Here is a 19,071-nt window from a genome sequence, read left to right as displayed (position 1 = left end):
GTCCATCCCATATGTTTTTATAATCGAGTGATTTTCGGATCCGGCCCAAGGTCATGTCGCCCCGCGCTGCCCTCCGGCCCAGATGCCGTGATTGCCAGGCGCCAACAGGCCGGCCGGGTCCAGCGCATCCTTGAGCCTGGTGTAGAAACGGGCCATCGCGTTTTGGCCAAAGGCGAATTTGTCCTGCACATGATCGACCAGCGCAACATGGGCGCGATAGGGCGCGCAGCCCCATTTCGCTACTTCGTCGCACAGATGGCGCACCGCCGCGCGGGCGGCATCGACTCGGGCCTGATCGGCCGCATCAAACATCACCAGACTGGCGCTGACCATGCTGCGCGGAAAACAGAGCAGGCCAAAGGCGCCGATCAGGCCATGGCGCGCCATGGTTTCGCCCAGCAGGGTTTCGGTGCGGCGGGCATAATCGGCATCAATGGGCAGCACCGGCGAAAAATCCATATGGCCGAAACTGTCGCCAAACACGCCCTTCAGCCGATCAAGCAGCACCTGATTGGGGATCCCTGCGGCAATCAGGTCGCGCGGTTCGACATCCTCAGGCCCGGCATCGCCCGCATATTGGCGCAGTTCGATCACTGCGCCGGGAATGGCGGCCGTTTCACGCTCCAGCACAGAGCGGCGGGCGGAAACCAGCGCTTCGTGGCCATAGAGGCCAAAGCGCAAATTCCAGCGACCGGGGCGCAGCACCTGACGCAGGTTTTCGGCGGTAAAGCGTCCTTCGCCCGATCCTGTGGCCATAGGCGGCGAGGAAACCAGCATCGGCACGCCCTGAAGCACGCCCGATTGCAGCAGGCGGCGCACCATGGCGATCAGGGGCACAATGTCCTCCTCGGCCTCGCAGCGGATCGTGCCGGTGGCCATCACTTCGGGGCGGGGCATCAGATGCAGCCCGGCCTTGGTGACGATGCCCAGATTCGACTGTTTGAACAGATCATCGACCGCCGGGCCAAAACCCCGCCTGTGCCGATGCCACAGCGGGCTGTCGGGCAGGGCGCCTTGGCCTGTGCGCAGCAGCGAGCCGTCGGGCAGCACCACCTCCATCCCGCACAGGGCCGAGGCATGATCGCCCATCACGTTATAGCCGATGCCATGCTCCAGCGCATTGCCGATGATGCTGCCCCAGCCCAGATCGGGCACGGACATCATCAGCGGAATGTCGTCCTTGCGCAGCGCGGCATAGAGGTCGGCAAAGCTGACGCCCGGTTCGATCACGGCGGTGCCATGGGTGGCGTCAATGTCCAGAATCCGGTTCATCCGCGACAGGTTGATCACCACCGCGCCATCGGAAACCGGCGCCGAACCGCCATAGCCGTAATTACGCCCCTTGGACGATGTCCAGACGTGGAGCCCTCGTTCGTGCGCCACGCGCAGGCAGGCCTGAACCTGTTCGACATTGGCCGGTTGGACAACCAGCGCAGGCTGATGGCCTTGGGGCCGGGGGCCTTCAAACGGATCATGAAAGGCACGCAGGCCGCTCTGATCGTCCAGCACGCCTTCGGTTCCCAACAGGGCGGCAAAGCATTCCTGCGCCGAGGACAGCTTGGCAAGGTCGGGCGCAGCGGGTGCAATGGCGGCTGACATGAAACGCTTCTCCCAAGTCTTTGCACCTCTCATGATCGGAGGTGTTTAAAACAGAACGCCATTCTATGAATGGGGTCGCTTGCCGTCAATGCCCAAAGTTCCACTTGACAGAATAGTGTTTCATTGAGCATTTGATGATTCGTGAATACACTTGTTTCCACGTCTTGGGAGAAGATGCAATGGCTGCTCGCACAGGAGCCGAATATAAGGCAGGGCTGAAGGATGACCGGGTGGTCTATCTGGGCGATGGCAAGGTGGATGTGGCCAATGATCCGCGCCTTGCCGGTTCGATTGACGGCATGGCGGGTTATTTCGACTGGCAGCACACCTATGCCGATGAATGCCTGATCCCCGATCCGGAACGGTCGGGCGAAAAGATGAATGTCAGCCTGATGCTGCCCAAAAACGCGGAAGATCTGGCGATCCGCCATCGCGGGCTGGAGCGTTTGTCGCGCTATTCCAACGGTATGTTGGGCCGTACGCCCGACTATGTGAACGTTGTGCTCTCGGGCCATACGGCGCGCGCGGACATCTGGGCGCGGGGCAAGCCGGAGGGTTACGAGCGCCTCAAAAAATTCCACCGCGAGGTGATCGAGGGTGACCTTTCGATGACCCACACGATCGTCCACGCCAATATCGACAAAAGCGTGGGCGATCTGGCGGGGATGAACACCGATCTGACGCTACGCGTGGTGGGCCGCAATGAAAACGGCATCATCGTGCGCGGGGGCAAGGTTCTCGCCACGCTTGGGCCGCTGGCCGATGAACTCTACGTCTATTCCTCGGCGCCGATCCCGTCGGGCGGGGAAGATTATGCGCTGATCTTCTCGATCCCGGTCAACACCAAGGGCGTGATCCAGATTTGCCGCGACCATTACGGCACCGGGGCCAGCGTGCAGGACGCGCCTTTCTCGTCGCGTTTTGACGAACAGGACGCCTTTGTCATCTTCGACGATGTGGAAGTGCCCTATGAACGCGTGTTCTGCGAAGGCGACCTCAACGTCTACAACAACCTCAATCAGGGCGTTTCGCCGGGCAACACGCTGCAGCAGACCGCGATCCGCGCGATGGTGAAGCTGGAATTCGCCTATGACCTGTGCTCCAGCATCCTGAAGGTGTCGAACAGCCTCGCCCGCCCCGATGCGGCCGAAATGCTGGGCGAAATCCATGCCTATCTCACGCTCACCCGCTCGGCCATCGTGGCGGCCGAGGCGCGGGCGCATGACTGGGGCGCAGGCGCCTTCTTCCCGCATCGCGACCTTTCGGTGCTGCGCTGTGTGATGCCGGGATGGATGACGCGGGTGAACCAGATCATCCGGGCCATCGGTTCGCACAATCTGCTCTGCACGCCCTCGTTGGCCTTGTTCGAAAACCCGGAAATCGGGGACGTTCTGCGCAAATACCTGCCCGGCGCGGCGGGGATGAGCGCCGAACAGCGCGCCAGCATCATGCGCACGGCATGGGATTTTGCCGGATCGGCGCTGGGCAGTCGTATCGAGCTTTACGAAATGTTCTATCTGACCAGTCAGGGCCGCGCCCGCATCGGCGACCACATGGTGGCCCAGCGCGATGGCGAATGGGGGCAGGTGCGCGAATTTCTGGCCAAGTCGGGCGCCATGCCCAATGTGGACTGGAAATGAGCGGGCCGGTCATAAGCGGAGACACGATTGCGGCGCTGGAAGGAGACTTCCGCGCCGCCATGCGCCTGCTGGCCAGCGGGGTGGCGCTTGTCACCACGCTGGACGAGGCGGGCGCGCCCTGCGGCATTGCGATGACCGCCTTCATGTCGCTCAGCATGGAGCCGCCCTCGCTGTTGCTGGCGATCAACCGCACCGCGTCCTTGCTGGCGCCGTTGCAGGAAAATGGGCGGTTCGTGGTCAATATTCTGGCCGCCGAACAGGCCGCCGCTTGTCAGGCTTTCGTCACCACGCCGCCCGACCGTCGCTTTGATACGCTGGACTGGCGGATCGAAGGCGGGCTGCCGCTTGTGGAATCCTGCGTTGCCACTATCCTGTGCCGCGTTGAACAAACAGCGGATTTCGGGAGCCATAGGGTGGTGACGGGTTTGGTGGAAAGAGTGATGGTGGGCGGCGGCGAACCGCTGGTCTATGTCGACGGGCGCTATGGCCGGGTGGGCGTGGATGGCTGAAATGCCTGAAGGCAGCAGCCGCGATCGGTTCCTGATCGCGGCTGACGACCAATTTATCGAAAGCGGCTATGACCGCTGCACCATCCGCGCCATCGCCGCGCGGGCGGGCACCAGCCTTGCCTCGCTCAGCCGTAACTGGAGCGGCAAGCAGGAATTGTTCGCCGAGGTGTTTCGTCGCCATTTCGACCCGATCCACGCCGCGCAAAATGCCGGTTTCGATGCGCTGGAGGCCTCGGGCGAACTCTCGGCCCGCGCGGTGATTGCCGCCTTCTTCGGCTCGGCCATGTTGGGCGAGGGGGCCGATGTGCAAAAAAGCCACCGCATCTACAGCCTCGCGCTGGTTGACCCTTCCGAGGAGGCCCGCGTCATCACCCGCCAATTGGCCGAGCCGGTGCGGCGGCGGCTGATCGGCCTGCTGCGCCAATGTCTGCCCGATCTGAACGAGGCGCGCTTCTTCCTGGCCATGAATGTGGTACTGGGCGTCTATATCTACCCCCTCGCGCGCGGTGAGCGTCTGGCCGGGGTGATGGGATTTGATCTGGCCTCGCTCGACTGGAATGAGGCGGTGGGCATGTTGGCCGATATGGTTTGCCGGGGGATCGAGGGGTAAAGGTTTAAAGGGCCTCCGGCGGGCAAAGGGTCTGGACCCTTTGCAATCCCTTTACTGTCTGTGTTGTGTCAAGGTGGCAGCCAAGGCTGATGGCCTCAGTCTCAGAAATTTTAAAGCCTGCGGCGCAAACGAGCACGAGTTTGCCGCGCCGCAGGCTCTAATTATTTCACGCCCGGCAGCCAGCCAAGCACCACCCCATTAACGGGATTGCAAAGGGTCCAGATCCTTTGCCCGCCGGAGGCAAAAGAGCGAGAGCCAAGCCCCCGCCCTTTCCCATCCTTCACGCTTCTTCCAAAGCCTTCACCGCATTCGCCTCGGCCCAATTGCCATGCAGGCCGAAACGCAGGCGCACCGGGATAGCGATGGTGGCGACAGGCCCCGCCGCGATATTGGTGGCCTCGAAGATCAACAGGTCGCTGCTATGGCTTTCCAGACGGTTGCAGACCATGACGATCCAGCCGTCGCCTTCGCGCTCAGAGCCGGGGCGGGGGACGAAGCAGGGTTCCTGGATCGAGGAGACCGGGCCGCACCACCATTTCTGCTCAGTGCCGCTTTCCAGATCGACGAAGCCCAATGTGTTCATCACCCAGCCGCCCGCGCTGCCGCCTTTGGCTTCGACGGGTTGAGCAGGGTCGATCACGACCATCCAGCCATAGCGGTTCTTTTGCCCGGTGAAGCGGTCGTCGATGCGGGGAAATTCGCCGATCATGCCGGACAGGCGCTGCGAGCGATATTCCTCCTCATTCTGTGCCAGATCGACGCTCCAGCGCGTCAGATAGGTTGCGCCTGCGGCCGGATCAAAGGGCGCGTCGTTGATGTCCGGAAAGAAGGGCATCATATTGTTGGCCGCCACCGGCAGGTCGAGATGCAGCTTCGTGCCGTCCTGATGCGCGTTCATCACATGGGCGGTGAAGCAATTGCCGCCCTTGAACCAGCGGATGTCCTGCGCAGTGGTGCCCGCCCTGCGCGGCATGACGGCCAGATAGGTGGGCTGGGCCGTGTCAAAGCCGAAATGGGGCTTGCCCGCCTTCAATCGCTCCCAACTGCTGGTCATCGGCATCACCGAAAACAGCGCATAATCGGGCGTGATCGCGAAATCATGCATCATGCAGTAATAGGGCACCTCGAACCACACGTCATAGAGCAGCTCGCCCTCGGGGCTGATCTCATAATAGGTCATGTCGCGGGTCAGCAGGCCCTTGGAGGCATAGCCAAAGCCGCACATATTGCCGGTGGCGGGGTCGGTCTTGGGGTGGGCGGTGAAAGTCTCGCCTTTCATCCGCCCGTCGAAATCGGTGTAGCCCTGTGTTTCAAGGCTGACCGGGTCCATGACCAGCGCGGGGCTGTCTTCCTTGAGCGCATAGAGCCGCCCGCCGTGAATATAGGCGTTGGTGTTGGCGGTGCCGCGGATCTTACCCTTGACGCTTTCATCATCAGTCAACGGATTGCGATAGGCGCCGAACAGCGCGCGCCCGGCCTCATTCTCCAGTTTCCACTTGTCGGTTTTCGCCCAGCGCTGGGTGAAATCGACCCGGCCATCCTTGAAGCGGAACATCGAGATCATGCCGTCGCCGTTAAACGCGATGTCATTGCCCAGCAGGGGTGGAAACTGATGCTCTGGCTGAACGCGATAGAAGCAGCCGTCCATTTCGGGCGGGATCGTGCCGCGTACATCAAGGTCATGGACGTTCGCCTCCACCCGCGAGGGGGTGTTGAAGCCGGTGAAGGCCGGAACGTCGGGGAATGTTGTCATGTCATCGTCTCCCAAAGGCGCGTTGGGGGAGTCGCGCTAAAAATAGAACGCTATTCTATCGTGAGTCGGGCAAGCTGTCCAGCCGGGTGATGGAAAGCGCGAAAATGGCGGAAATCAGTGGAATATGATTGAATACAGTTGTAATCATCTTTGATTGACAGGGCGAGAATCGCATTTTATAAGAATGTCATTCCACCAGAAAGAACGCGACTAAAGCCGCTCCTTCTGGTGAAGCCAAACTGTGATAACCATGAAAAGATTGGGGAGGATTGAGATGAAACGTTGCGATCGCGCGGCGATGTTCCTGCTGGGCGTTGCGGCCAGCGCCCTGTTGCCCGCGCTGGCCCGCGCCGATGAAAAGGCTCCGGCCCCCGCCAGCGAGGAAATCGTCGTCACTGCCCAGTTCCGCAAGGAAAGCGCGCAAAAGACCGCCGTTTCCATCGACGTGCTGTCCGCCGAAACGCTGGCCCGCGCGGGCGTGGCGCAGGCGACCGATCTTGCGCGCCTCTCGCCCGGCGTTCAGATTACGCAGGGCGGCAGCGCCATTCAGGTCTATATTCGCGGCGCAGGCGATTTTTCGACCACCGGCTATTCCAACCCCGCCGTGGCGCAGGCCTATGACGGCGTGTTCGCCGCGCGCAGCCAGTTCGTGGCCGCCACCTTCTATGACCTCGAACGCGTCGAAGTGCTCAAAGGTCCGCAAGGCACGCTCTATGGCCGCAATGCCACGGGCGGCGCGCTCAACATCATCCCGGTCCAGCCCAAGCTGGGCCAGTTCGAGGGCTATGTCAGCGCCGGTTTCCAGAATTACAAGGGATATAATGCCGAAGGCGCGGTCAACATCCCGCTGGGCGACAAGGTGGCGGTGCGCGCCTCATTCCAGGGCGTTTCGCGCGATGGTTATATCACCGACGGCACCGATGACGACAAGCATCACGCGCTGCGCCTTCAGGTGAAGGCCCAGCCGACTGAAGCGCTGACCCTGCGCCTTGGCGTCAATTATCAGCATCTGGGCGGTCGCGGTCCGGGCAAGGTGGTCTATGAACCGACCGCCCCCAACGCGCCGGGCCTCACCAATCCCCAGCCGATCATTCCGGCCAACCGCTGGACCTCGATCAACCAGTCGCTCAATACCCTGATCGGCAGCGTGACCGCGCCTCCGGGCATCTATCCGCTCGACACCAGCAAGGTCTATCAGAACGTCGATGTGCTGGGTATCAACGGCCATATCGACTGGAATCTTGGCCCCGCCGTGCTGACCGTGATCCCCGCCTATCAGCGCGTGACGCAGGATTCGCTGGTCATGCCCGCGCTCTATTTCGGCACGAACAATTATTTCACCGGGGCGCCCTCCGTCTCGGAAGGCCAGACGCTGGAAGTGCGCCTTGGCCATGCCGACAACCGCGTCAAATGGGTGTTGGGCGGTTATTATTTCAACGAGGATCAGGACAGCTATAATGCCGTCCGCCTCGGCCGCGCCTCCGACACCGCCTTTATCGCCAAGCTGAACACGCACGCCTACGCCGCCTTTGGCGAGGCGACCTATTCGCTGACCAGCCGTTTCCGCGCCACGGCGGGCCTGCGCTATACCGACGAAACCAAGTCGGTCGACGGCCACCGCTATGCCATCGCGGGCAGCCTTGCCTGTCCCACCGGCGGCACGGCGATTGGCGGCTCCTGCGAGATCCTGACCTCGGCGGGGACATGGGTTAAGGGCACCTATTCGGCCAAGCGTCTGAATTACAAGGCTGGCGTCGAATTCGACGTGGCGCCGCAAAACATGTTCTATGCCAGCGTCGTCACCGGCTTCAAATCGGGCGGGCAATCCAATGCCGACATCGACCCGTATAAGCCCGAGGATGTGACCGCCTATACGATCGGTTCGAAGAACCGTTTCTTTGGCCGCCTGCTGCTGATCAACGCCGAATTGTTCTATATGGACTACAAAAACCGGCAGGAGAATTTCTCGCAGCTCGATCGCGGCGGCGCGCAGGTGTCCTCGCTGTTCAACGCGGGCAAGGCCGTGGCCAAGGGCATCACGCTGGAGGCCACGCTGCGCCCGACGATGAATGACTCCTTCCATGTCGGCGTCGAATATACCGAGAGCAAGTACAAGGACTTCTCCTATCAGGTCTATCGCGCGGCCAGCCCCGATCCGACGACCACCTGCGGCGTGAGCGCTATTCCGGGCGGCAATGCGCGGATCGGTTACTGGACCGTCAATTGCAACGGCTTCCAATTGCCGCGCACGCCCAAGTTTTCGGGCAACGTCAATTACACTCACACGTTCGACCTGAAGGACGGCGCTCGGGTGGAATTCACGCCGGACATGAGCTTTGCCTCCTCGCGCTGGCTCTCGGCCGAATTTGTCGAGAATGCGCGGGCCGATGCCTATGCCCTGTTCAACGCCAGCCTGACCTATTACGCGCCGGGCGACCGTTTCTCGGTTCAGGCCTTTGTCCGCAACATCGGCAATACCGCCGTTTACACCGGCACCCAGCAATATCCCTTCATCGCCAATTACAATGGCCATGACATTGCGCCGCCGCGCACATGGGGCGCCCGTCTGCGCGCCAAATTCTAACGGCTGATACCCCGGCAAAGGGGTGACGGGAAAGGGCGCGCGATCGGCTTTCGCGCGCCCTTTTGCTTGGCTGCGCCCTGCGTGGGCGGCCGGAGAAAATTACCCTTTCGCGCGCGTGAATACAGTTGATTTCATCATCGACTCGTTTATAAAAAGAACAGTGTTCCGTTAAATAGAACAGGAAATCGACCAATGCGTCTCGCAAGATTTGATGGTGGCCGGATCGGGGTCTGTGTGGGCGATGAAATTGCCGATGTGACCCAGGTTTGCGGGATCGATCCCGCACAATGGCCCCCGGTCGGCCCGCTGGTGCTGATCCGCGATTTCGCCATTCTGCGGCCGCGGATCGAGGCCGCGCTGGCCACCGCCCCGCGTAAGGCTCTGGCCGATGTGCGGCTGGAAACACCGGTGCCCTGGCCCAACAAGGTCATCGCCTATCCGGTGAATTATCATGCTCATGGCCGCGAAATGCAGGCCACCTATCGCGCCACCAATCAGGGCTTTTTCCTCAAGCCTTCCTCTTCGGTTTCGGGTCCGAACGATCCGGTCGTCCTGCCCCATGTGCCGGGGCGCGAGGTCCATCACGAGGCCGAACTCGGCATCATCATCGGCAAGACCTGCCGCTCGGTGCCGCGCGAAAACTGGCGCGAGGCGGTGTTCGGTTATGCCTGCCTGATGGACATGGTGGTGCGCGGCCGCGAAGAGCGCGTGTTCCGCAAAGCCTATGACACATTCTGCCCGGTCGGCCCGTGGATCACCACGGCCGATGAAGTGCCCGATCCCGACAATCTCGAAATGAACCTCTGGGTCAATGACGAGCTGCGCCAGCATGCCAATACGCGCGATCTGGTGCTCGACATTCCCGGCATGATCGAGACGGCTTCGGCTGTGATGACGCTGCAGCCGGGCGACATCATCGCCACCGGCACGCCGCAGGGCGTTGGGCCGATCACGGATGGCGACAAGGTGCGCATCTCGATCACCCGCCTTGGCGAAATGACCGTCGATGTCGTGCAGGGCACCGAAGGGGCCAGCGAGGTTTTCGCGGCTGCCTATGTCCCGCCCATCATCAAGCAGGATTGAGGGCGTCATGGCCGACATTGCCACGTTGGATGATCTCTACGCCGCCTTCACCTCGCTCAACATGGAAGGGGGCTGGCATCGCCGTTTCCCCGCGCTTTGGGCCGAGCCGCGCGCCAATTTTCAGCCCTTCCAATGGCGCTATGAGGACGTGAAGCCGATCCTTGCCCGCGCGGGCGAGCTGATCGGCACCGACAAGGCCGAGCGGCGCAATCTGACCATGTTCAATCCGGTGGAGGGCAATGTCTATTCGACGCTGCGCTCGATGGTGGCGGCCTATCAGATGATCCGCCCCGGCGAGACGGCCCGCGCCCATCGCCACACGCCCAACGCCCTGCGCCTGATCCTTGAGGGGCGGGGGACCTATACGGTGGTCGACGGGCACCGGGTGGAGATGCGCCCCGGTGATGTGCTGCTGACGCCTTCATGGGCGTGGCATTCGCATGACAATCTCGGGCCAGGCGATTGCTATTGGATGGACTTCCTCGACGTTCCGCTGGTCCATCTGCTCGAACCGATGTTCTATCAGCCGCATCCCGATGGGGTCGAGGCCGATCCGGTGCCGGTGGACGGTTCGCCGCTGGCCTTTCGGCGCGAGGATACGCTGGCGCGGCTCGACGTGGCGCCTGAGGCCGATGATGCTCATGCCTCGGTGCAATTGGGCGATCCGGCGCTCAAGACGATCCAGCTGGATATGCAAAGGCTGATCGCCGGGCGGGAAACCGCGCGATGCCGCACCACGGCCAACATCATCTACGCCGTGGTCGAAGGCCATGGCCGGACCGAAATCGACGGTCAGACCTTCAACTGGAGCTTTGGCGACACGATCGCGATCCCCGCATGGCGACCCTATCGCCACCGCGCCCAAAGCGATGCGCTGCTGCTCAAGGTTTCGGATGCGCCGGTGATGGCTGCTTTCGACTGGCTGCGCTGCGAGGCGGATTGATCCGCCACCATTCCTTTCAAGAATTCATAAGTTTGGGGAGCAAATATGACCAAATCTCTCAAAGTGCTGATCGCGGGCGGCGGTATCGGGGGCATGGCGGCGGCGCTGTCGCTGCTGCGCCGGGGTTATGATGTCGAGGTCTATGAACAGGCCCCCGAACTGGGCGAAGTGGGCGCGGGGGTGCAGATCAGCCCCAACGGCTCGCGCGCTCTGGATGCGCTGGGCGTGTTCGAAACGCTCAAAGCGGCCTCCTGCGCGCCGCGCCGCAAGGAATTCCGCCTTTGGAACACGGGCCGCTCATGGCCGATGTTCGACCTTGGCCCCGAGGCGATTGAGAAATACGGCTATCCCTATCTCACTGTCTATCGCCCCGATCTGCTCGCCACGCTGATCGACGCGGTGCGCGCGATCAAGCCCGATGCGGTCCATCTGGCCAAGGCGGTCAGCAATATTGACGTGCGCGAGGATGGCGTGACCCTGCATTTCGCCGACGGCACTCATGCCGAGGGCGACCTGCTGGTGGGCGCGGACGGGGTGAAATCCACCGTGCGCCGTTGCCTCTTCGGCGATGATGAGGCGCAGTTCACCGGCATGATTGCATGGCGCGGTGTCATCCCGATGGACCGCCTGCCCGAAAGGCTGCGCGACATGTTGGGCTGGACGTGGATCGGGCCGGGCGGCCATCTGGTCAACTATCCCCTGCGCGGGGGCAAGCTAATGAACATGATCGGCACCATCGAGCGCAACGACTGGCAGGTGGAAAGCTGGTACACGCAAGGGTCCAACGAGGAATGCGCCCGCGATTTCGCCGGATGGCACGAGGATGTGCAGACGCTGATCCAGGCCGCGCCCTCGGTGATGAAATGGGCGTTTATGGAGCGCGTGCCGCGCCAGACGTGGAGCGTGGGCCGCGCCACTTTGCTGGGCGATGCCTGCCATGCCACGCTGCCCTTTCTGGCGCAGGGCGCGGTCATGTCGATCGAGGACGGGGTGGTGCTGGGCCGCTGCCTCGACAAATATGCCGATCCGGTCGAGGCGCTGCACCGCTATGAACAGGCCCGCGTCGAGCGGACCAGCGCTATGGTGCGCGGGGCCAAGGAGAACACCTCGCGCTTTCATGAATCCGCGCTGGCCACCGAAGAGGGCGCGATGGCCTATATGGAAAGCGAATGGAGCCGTGATCCGATCCGCGACCGCTATGACTGGCTCTATCGCTATGATGTGAACACGGCGGAGATCTGACACGTGGCGGACCATTCGCAGCGGCCCCCCGCCGATCTGCTCTCGGGCATTCGGGTTCTCGATCTCACCAATATCCTGTCCGGCCCCTATGCCACCTATCAGATGGGGCTGTTGGGAGCGGAGGTCATCAAGGTCGAGAACCCGAAGGACGGCGATCTGGCGCGCAAGCTGGGCGCCTCGCCTGCGCTTAACGCGCAACTGATGGGCACCAGCTTCCTCGCGCAGAACGCGGGGAAGCTGTCAGTGACGGTCGATCTGAAACACCCCGAGGGCAAGGCGCTGTTCCGCGATCTGGTGGCCAGCGCCGATGTTCTGGTGGAAAATTTCCGCCCCGGCGTGATGGACCGGCTGGGCTTTGGCCATGAAGCCCTGCGCGCGGCTAATCCGGGGCTGATCTATTGCGCCATTTCCGGCTTCGGCCAGAACGGGCCGCTGGCGGGCAACCCGGCCTATGACCAGATCGTGCAGGGCATGTCGGGCGTAATGAGCATCACCGGGGACGCCGAAACGGCTCCGCTGCGCGTGGGCTATCCGCTGTGCGATACGCTGGGCGGAATGGCAGCGGCTTTTGCGGTGGTCAGCGCGCTGGTCAAACGCGGACGGACGGGCGAGGGGGCCTTTATTGACCTTTCGATGCTGGACGCCACGCTGTCGGCGATGGGCTGGGCTGTGTCCAATTACCTGATCGCCGGGGTCGAGGCGCGGCCCATCGGCAATCAGAACATGACCGCCGCGCCATCGGGCGCCTTCCGCTGCGCCGACGGGCCGATCAACATTGCTGCCAACAAGCAGGAGCAGTTCGAGAAACTGTGTGAGTTGATCGGGCGCCCTGATTTGGCCACCGACCCGCGCTTTGCCGAGCGCGAGACGCGCAAGGTCAACCGCGCCGCGATCAATGCCGAGCTGGAACAGGCGCTGGCCGCGAAAAGCGCGCAGGAATGGGAGAGCCTGTTCAACGCCCATGGCATTCCGGCGGGGCGCATCCTGACCGTGCCGGAAATTCTGGCCCATCCGCAAATCGCCGCGCGCGATCTGTTGCAGGATATCGCCATGCCCGAGGCTGATTTCGGCGGCGTGCGCGTGGTGCGCGCGGGCTTCGACCTTGCCGACAGCCAGCCCGCCGCGCGTTGCCCCCCGCCATGGCTGGGTCAGCATAACGCGCGGATCTATGGTCAACTGGGCCGCGATCAGGCCGCGCTCGACCGCCTCAAGGCCGGCGGGGCGGTCTGAACGATGGCGGCTCTATTCGGTGGTCAGAGGAGGGGGCAGCAGACCCGGCGTTGCCCCCAGCGCCAGCGACAGGCCAATAGCGGCCTCCACCGCCACCGGGGCCAGACGCGCGACATGCTCTTGCGTAAAGCGCAAGCTTGGGCCGGACAGGGTGATCGCCCCCTGCAACACGCCATTGGCGCCGAACACCGGCACGCCGATCGCCGCCATATCCAGATCGACATTGCCCACCGATACCACCAGCATCGCCTCACGCGTGATGGGCGCGCGCAATCCGGCGTCAAATTGCAGCAAGGTGGCGCTGGCCGCGCCCTTGTTCAATTCGCGGCGCGATCCGGGGCGCACGCTGTAATCGCGCACCACATTGCTGCCATCGGCGCGGAACAGGCAAACCAGATCCTCGCCGTCGCGGATATAGAAGGTCGCGCTCTCCGACGTATCGGCCACCAGTTGTTCGAGCACCGGTTCGACAAATTGGCGCAGGTCAAACGAATCCTGAAACACCGAGGCAAAGGACAGCAGGCTGGCGCCCAGTTGATAGGTGCCGTCAGGGCGCTGCCAGACCAAGCCATAGCGCTCCAGACTGCCCAGCAGGCGCAGGATCGTGCTTTTATACAGCCCCGTGATCCGCGCGATCTCGGCCAGTGTCAGCACCGGTTTGCCGGCGCGAAAGGCTTCGAGAATATCCAGCGCGCGATCAACCGCCGCCACCCCAGGCTTTGAATTCATGTTTCGGTTTCGCCTTGCACTCGTGTGTCTCGATGTTCTGTATAGCAGAACAGAGATGCGAAATGTCAATGGTCGCCAACCAATTTTACGCCCCATTTCCGTTTCGGGAGAAGAAAGATGACCAACCTGCCCCCCCGCGTCTTCATTAAGGAGGAAGGCCCGCGCGAAGGTTTCCAGATCGAGCGCGCGCCTATTCCCACCGCCGACAAGATCCGGCTGGTCGATGCGCTCTCCGACACCGGGGTTGGGCATATTCAGGTGACCTCCTTTGTCCATCCGCAAAAGGTGCCGGGCATGGCCGATGCCGAAGCCGTAGTGGCAGGCATGACGCCGCGCGCGGGGGTGCGCTACAGCGGACTGTGGCTGAACCAGCGGGGGCTGGAGCGGGCAATTGCCACCGGGCGGCTCGATCTGGAAGGCAAACTGACGCTCTATGCCTCCAACGTCTTTCTCCAGCGCAACCAGAACCGCACGCCCGATCAGCAGCGCGAGGCCCAGCCCGCGCTGATCGCCATGTATCAGGCCCATGGCATCCCGGTGCGCACCGGCTTTGTCACCGCCGCCTTTGGCTGCAATTTCGAGGGCGATGTCGATCCGGCCCGCGTGATGGGGCTGGTGGGCGACATGCTCTCCATCGCCGCCGATCATGGCGAGAGCCTGAGCCTGATGGGCCTTGGCGACACGATGGCATGGGCCACGCCCGAACGCATCCGCCGCGTGGTGGGCGCGGTGCGTGAACGCTGGCCGGATCTCGAACTCTCGCTCCATCTGCATGATACGCGCGGGCTGGGCATTGCCAATGCGATGGCGGGGCTGGAGATGGGCGTGCGCCATTATGATGCGGCTGTGGGCGGGCTGGGGGGATGCCCCTTTGCCGCGCATGGCGGGGCGGCGGGCAATATCGCCACCGAGGATTTCGTGTTCCTGTGCGAGGAATTGGGCATCAAAACCGGCATGGACCTTGAAAAACTGGCCGAATGCGCGCGCCTGGCCGAAAGCATCGTGGGCCATCCGCTGCCCGGCAAGATCAAGACCGGGGGCAGCCTGCGCGCGCTGCGCGCCAAAATCGCGGCGGCCTGATCCATGCTTTCGCGTCTGAATGCAACGGACCGGGCGACATTGGCCGCCCTGCCGCGCTCGCTGGTCATCCTGCTGGAAAACATTCTGGCCCATGAGGCCGATCCTGCGCCCTATGTCGCCCATTTTCGCCAATGGCTTGACCATGGCGCGCCAGAGGCGGAGATCCCCTTTCGCCCCTCGCGCATATTGATGCAGGATACGGCGGGCGTTGCCGCTTTGGCCGATCTGGCGGCGCTGCGCGACCATGCCGCCGGGCATGGGTTTGCCCCGGAAACGGTCGATGCCGCCATCCCCATCGATCTGGTGATCGACCATTCGGTCCATGTCGATCACAGCGGCACACCCGATGCGGCCGCGCGCAATCTGGCGCTGGAATATGCCCGCAACGGCGAACGCTACCGCTTCTTCAAATGGGCCGAGCGCGCCTTTGATCGTCTGACCATCGTGCCGCCCGGACAAGGCATCTGTCATCAGATCAATCTGGAGCGGCTGACCAGCGGGTGCGTCCGGCATGAGGGGCGATGGATGGCCGAAACCGTGATCGGCACAGACAGCCACACCACGATGGTCAATGCGCTGGGCGTGCTGGGCTGGGGCGTGGGGGGGATTGAGGCGGAACTGGCGGCGCTGGGCGCGCCGGTGCCGATCGCCCTGCCGCGCGTGGTCGAGGTGCGATTGGAAGGGCGACTGGCCGATGGAGTGACGGCCACCGATGCCGCGCTGTTCATCACCGCCCATTTGCGCCGCGCCGATGTGGTGGATCAGATCGTCGAGTTTTCCGGTCCCGCGCTCGATCATCTGACGCTGCCCGACCGGGCGGCGATTGCCAATATGTGCCCAGAATATGGCGCCACCGCCGCGCTGTTTCCGGTGGATGAGGCCACGCTGGCCTATATGGCGGCGATGGGCCGCCCGGTGGAGGATTACCAAGCCTATGCGCGCCAGACCGGATTGTGGCGCGATGCAGGCCCTCCACGGCTCTATTCGCGCCGCCTGATCCTCGATCTGGGCGTGGTGGAGCCGGTGATGGCAGGGCCCAGCAGGCCGCAACAGATCGTCCCTCTTGCGGCGCTCCCCGCCTCCTTGCGCGAGCATTTCCCGCAGGATGATGATGCCCTGATCGCCATCGCCGCGATCACCAGTTGCACCAACACGGCCAATCCCGCGCTGATGGTGGCAGCGGGCCTGATTGCGCAAAAGGCGGTGGCGCGCGGATTGTCGGTGCCGCCATGGGTCAAGACTTCGCTGGCCCCTGGATCGCCGCGCATCGCGGCCATGCTGGCGTTCGCAGGGTTGCAGGAGAGCCTCGATGCGTTGGGCTTTCATGTGGTGGGCTTTGGCTGCACCACATGCGTCGGCAATTCGGGCGATCTCAAGCCAGAGGCGGCGGGCAAGGGGCGGTTGCTGGCGGCGGTCCTGTCGGGCAATCGCAATTTCGAAAACCGCATTCATCCCGCGATCCGGGCCAATTACCTTGCCTCGCCCCCGTTGGTGGTGGCCGCCGCGCTGGCGGGGCGGATGGGTGTCAATCTGGCTCAGGACGCTTTGGGCACGGATCGCAATGGCGCGCCGGTGTTTCTGCGTGATCTCTGGCCCGATGCGGCCGAAGTAGCGGCGGTCCTGCAAGGCCTGCCCGATCGGGTGGAGACGCCATCGGTGGATCGGACATGGGCCTGCCTTGAGGCCCCCGATGGCGCGCAATTCCCGTGGGATCCGGCCTCGACCATGGTGCTGCCCCCGCCCTTTTTCGCGCGCGGCGCGCAGGGGCTGACGGGCGATCTTCATGGCGCGCGGGCGCTGCTGGTGCTGGGTGATAATGTGACTACCGATCATATTTCTCCCATCGGCAGGATCGAGGCCTCGTCACCCGCTGCGGCATGGCTGCGCGCGCATGGACAGGGCAATCCGGGCAGCTATGGCGAACGCCGCGCCAATGACCGCGTGATGCTGCGCGGAACCTTCGACAATGCGCGGCTGGTCAACCATCTGGCGGACGGGCCGGGCAACCGGGCGCTGGGACCGGACGGCGCGGAGACATCGGTGTTCGAGGCGGCGCAGGCCTTTGCCGCGCAGGGCATCCCGCTGCTTGTCTTTGCCGGGGAGCGTTACGGCACCGGATCAGCGCGCGACTGGGCGGCCAAGGGGACTGCGTTGCTGGGCATAGGCGCGGTGATCGCGCGCAGTTTCGAACGCATCCACCGCGCCAATCTGGTGGCGATGGGCGTGTTGCCGCTGGTGTGGGATCAGGATGCAGCGGCGCTGGTTCACGCCGACAGCCGGATCGCCATCCTTGGCATCGACGGGCTGAGCGTGGATCGGCGCGATCTGATCATCGAAATCGATACGCCGGGCGAAGGCGTGCGCCGCTATCCCGCGCGGGCCGATGTGGGATCGGCGGGACAGATTGCGCTGCTGCGCGATGGGGGATTGTTCGCCCGTTTCGCGCGACGTTTCGGTTGATGGATACGGGGCCGGGAGAGTGATCCCTCCCGGCCCCGTCCTGCCTTATCCCTCGTGGATGGTCTTGGTGACAAGGCAAGCCTGCAAACCTTCGGGCCCGTCCTCATGGCCATGGCCCGACCATTTCACCCCGCCAAAGGGCGCATCGGCCGCGCCGATGGTGGTGGTGTTGATCGCCAGCATCCCGGTTTCCAGTTCGGCGGCCAGACGACGCTGGCGGCGATAATCCTGAGTCCATGCATAGGCGGCAAGGCCATAGGGCAGGCGGTTGGCCTCCGCGATCATCGCGGCTTCATCGGCGTATCGGTTGATCAGCGCGACCGGGCCAAAGGGTTCCTCCTGCATGATCTCGGCATCCAGCGGCGTGTCGGCCAGCACAGTGGGGGCAAAGAAGCAGCCCTGATTGCCGATCCGCGCCCCTCCGGTCATTAACCGCCCCCCGCGCGCTACCGCATCACCCACCAGCTTTTCCATTGCCTCGGGGCGGCGCGGATTGGCCATCGGCCCCATCTGCACGCCCTCATGCCAGCCCGGACCTACGCGGATGGCCGCCGCCCTTTGCGTGAAACCGGCGACGAAGCGGTCATAGATCGCATCCTCGACGATAAAGCGCGTGGGTGCGACGCAGACCTGCCCCGCATTGCGGAATTTATGCGGCACGACCTTATCGAGAACTGCTTCCAGATCGACATCGCCAAACACCAGCACTGGCCCATGCCCGCCCAGTTCCATCGTTGTGCGCTTCAGATCATTGGCGGCCAGTTTCATCAGATGCTTGCCGATGGCGGTCGATCCGGTGAAGCTGAGCTTGCGGATAACGGGCGAGGCGAGGAGATAGTCGGACACCTGCGCCGGATCGCCAAACACCGCCTGCGCCACATCGCCGGGCAGGCCGGCGTCATACAAGCATTGCAGCACGCCCAGCGCTGAGGCGGGCGTTTCCTCCGCCGCCTTCAGAATAACGCTGCACCCCGCCGCAATCGGCGCGGCCAGTTTGCGCCCCGGATTGCCCAGCGGAAAATTCCACGGCGCAAAGGCGGCCACCGGCCCCACCGGCTCATGTACCACGGTTGAGCGCATGCCCGTCGGGCGCACCAGTTGGCGGCCATAGAGGCGATGAACCTCCCCCGCATAGAAGCGGAAGAGTTCGACATTCATCATCACCTCGACCCGCGCTTCGGCCAAAGTCTTGCCCTGTTCCTGCGTTGCGGCCCATGCCAGCGCCTCCTTGCGCTCCAGCATGAGGGCGGCGGCGCCTTGCAGCACATCGGCGCGTTGGGCGGCGCTGGCATGGCGCCACAGGGCGAAGCCGCGCGCGGCGGCATCGAGCGCGCGATCAAGATCGGCGGTATCGGCCAGCGGTAATTGGCCCAGCGCCTCGCCAGTGGCGGGGTTGCGGACGGTGAAGGTCGCGCGATGATCGATGCCGATGCGTTCTCCGGCAATAACCATCGCGAGTTCAGGGTAGTGGGGCATGAAATCCTCTGATTTTATATGGTTTGTTGGTTGGTCGTGCATCAGATCGGGAAATGCCCGTCTTGGGTTTCGACCGTGATCCAGCGTGTTTCGGTGAAGCTGTCGATGCCCTGACGCCCGCCGAAGCGGCCAT

At 63.4% G+C, this 19,071-nt stretch carries 14 protein-coding genes; 10 read left to right on the top strand and 4 right to left on the bottom strand.

The window, feature by feature from the left end:
• Positions 1-51: 51 nt before the first annotated feature.
• Positions 52-1,599 carry an FAD-binding oxidoreductase gene (locus GGR38_RS12345; protein ID WP_183625966.1) on the bottom strand — a complete coding sequence of 516 codons (1,548 nt, stop codon included), beginning with the start codon at positions 1,597-1,599 and terminating at the stop codon, positions 52-54.
• Between the two features lie 179 nt (positions 1,600-1,778).
• Between GGR38_RS12345 and GGR38_RS12340 the strand changes: the two genes are divergently transcribed.
• Genes GGR38_RS12340 through GGR38_RS12330 form a run of 3 tightly spaced genes read left to right on the top strand, consistent with a single transcriptional unit; the run spans position 1,779 to position 4,358 of the window.
• Positions 1,779-3,239, top strand: coding sequence for a 4-hydroxyphenylacetate 3-hydroxylase N-terminal domain-containing protein (locus GGR38_RS12340; protein WP_183625964.1), 1,461 nt, complete (start codon positions 1,779-1,781; stop codon positions 3,237-3,239).
• Positions 3,236-3,748 carry a flavin reductase family protein gene (locus GGR38_RS12335; RefSeq protein WP_183625962.1) on the top strand — a complete coding sequence of 171 codons (513 nt, stop codon included), beginning with the start codon at positions 3,236-3,238 and terminating at the stop codon, positions 3,746-3,748. Before GGR38_RS12340 ends, GGR38_RS12335 begins: the two co-directional genes overlap by 4 nt.
• A complete protein-coding gene (locus tag GGR38_RS12330) occupies positions 3,741-4,358 on the top strand; it encodes a TetR/AcrR family transcriptional regulator (protein ID WP_183625960.1) in 618 nt (205 codons plus the stop codon). The genes GGR38_RS12335 and GGR38_RS12330 overlap by 8 nt, the downstream gene beginning before the upstream one ends.
• Positions 4,359-4,638: 280 nt before the next feature.
• Here the strand turns inward: GGR38_RS12330 and GGR38_RS12325 are convergent, their stop codons facing one another.
• Entirely contained in the window at positions 4,639-6,111 is a 1,473-nt protein-coding gene (locus GGR38_RS12325; protein WP_183625958.1) for a lignostilbene-alpha,beta-dioxygenase, read from the bottom strand.
• A gap of 274 nt (positions 6,112-6,385) precedes the next feature.
• On the opposite strand from GGR38_RS12325, the gene GGR38_RS12320 reads away from it, so the two are divergent.
• The 5 genes from GGR38_RS12320 to GGR38_RS12300 all read left to right on the top strand — a co-directional run bounded on the left by GGR38_RS12320 (position 6,386) and on the right by GGR38_RS12300 (position 13,193).
• Positions 6,386-8,695 carry a TonB-dependent receptor gene (locus GGR38_RS12320; RefSeq protein ID WP_183625956.1) on the top strand — a complete coding sequence of 770 codons (2,310 nt, stop codon included), beginning with the start codon at positions 6,386-6,388 and terminating at the stop codon, positions 8,693-8,695.
• A 192-nt stretch (positions 8,696-8,887) separates the two neighbouring features.
• Positions 8,888-9,778 (top strand): fumarylacetoacetate hydrolase family protein, encoded by an 891-nt coding sequence (locus GGR38_RS12315; RefSeq protein ID WP_183625954.1) that lies wholly within the window; start codon positions 8,888-8,890, stop codon positions 9,776-9,778.
• A gap of 7 nt (positions 9,779-9,785) precedes the next feature.
• The gene (locus GGR38_RS12310) at positions 9,786-10,721 is read left to right on the top strand and encodes a cupin domain-containing protein (protein WP_183625952.1); all 936 of its coding nucleotides are present in this window, start codon (positions 9,786-9,788) and stop codon (positions 10,719-10,721) included.
• Positions 10,722-10,766: 45 nt separating this feature from the next.
• Complete coding sequence (locus GGR38_RS12305) at positions 10,767-11,963, top strand: FAD-dependent monooxygenase (RefSeq protein WP_183625950.1); 1,197 nt, start codon at positions 10,767-10,769, stop codon at positions 11,961-11,963.
• A 3-nt stretch (positions 11,964-11,966) separates the two neighbouring features.
• Positions 11,967-13,193, top strand: a complete 1,227-nt coding sequence (locus GGR38_RS12300; protein WP_183625948.1) for a CoA transferase — start codon at positions 11,967-11,969, stop codon at positions 13,191-13,193.
• A 12-nt stretch (positions 13,194-13,205) separates the two neighbouring features.
• On the opposite strand, the gene GGR38_RS12295 is transcribed toward GGR38_RS12300, so the two are convergent.
• Positions 13,206-13,922: an IclR family transcriptional regulator gene (locus GGR38_RS12295; protein WP_183625946.1), complete on the bottom strand. Its 717-nt coding sequence runs from the start codon at positions 13,920-13,922 to the stop codon at positions 13,206-13,208.
• A gap of 117 nt (positions 13,923-14,039) precedes the next feature.
• Here GGR38_RS12295 and GGR38_RS12290 point away from each other — a divergent pair, with 117 nt between their 5' ends.
• The gene (locus tag GGR38_RS12290; RefSeq protein ID WP_183625944.1) at positions 14,040-15,002 is read left to right on the top strand and encodes a hydroxymethylglutaryl-CoA lyase; all 963 of its coding nucleotides are present in this window, start codon (positions 14,040-14,042) and stop codon (positions 15,000-15,002) included.
• A gap of 3 nt (positions 15,003-15,005) precedes the next feature.
• On the top strand, positions 15,006-17,462 hold the full coding sequence (gene acnA / locus GGR38_RS12285; protein ID WP_183625942.1) for an aconitate hydratase AcnA: 2,457 nt from the start codon (positions 15,006-15,008) through the stop codon (positions 17,460-17,462).
• Between the two features lie 45 nt (positions 17,463-17,507).
• Here the strand turns inward: acnA and GGR38_RS12280 are convergent, their stop codons facing one another.
• Entirely contained in the window at positions 17,508-18,938 is a 1,431-nt protein-coding gene (locus tag GGR38_RS12280; protein ID WP_183625940.1) for an NAD-dependent succinate-semialdehyde dehydrogenase, read from the bottom strand.
• Positions 18,939-19,071: the final 133 nt, after the last annotated feature.

This window comes from Novosphingobium sediminicola (assembly GCF_014196525.1).
Lineage (GTDB): Bacteria > Pseudomonadota > Alphaproteobacteria > Sphingomonadales > Sphingomonadaceae > Novosphingobium > Novosphingobium sediminicola.
This window is presented reverse-complemented; position numbering and strand designations above follow the sequence as displayed.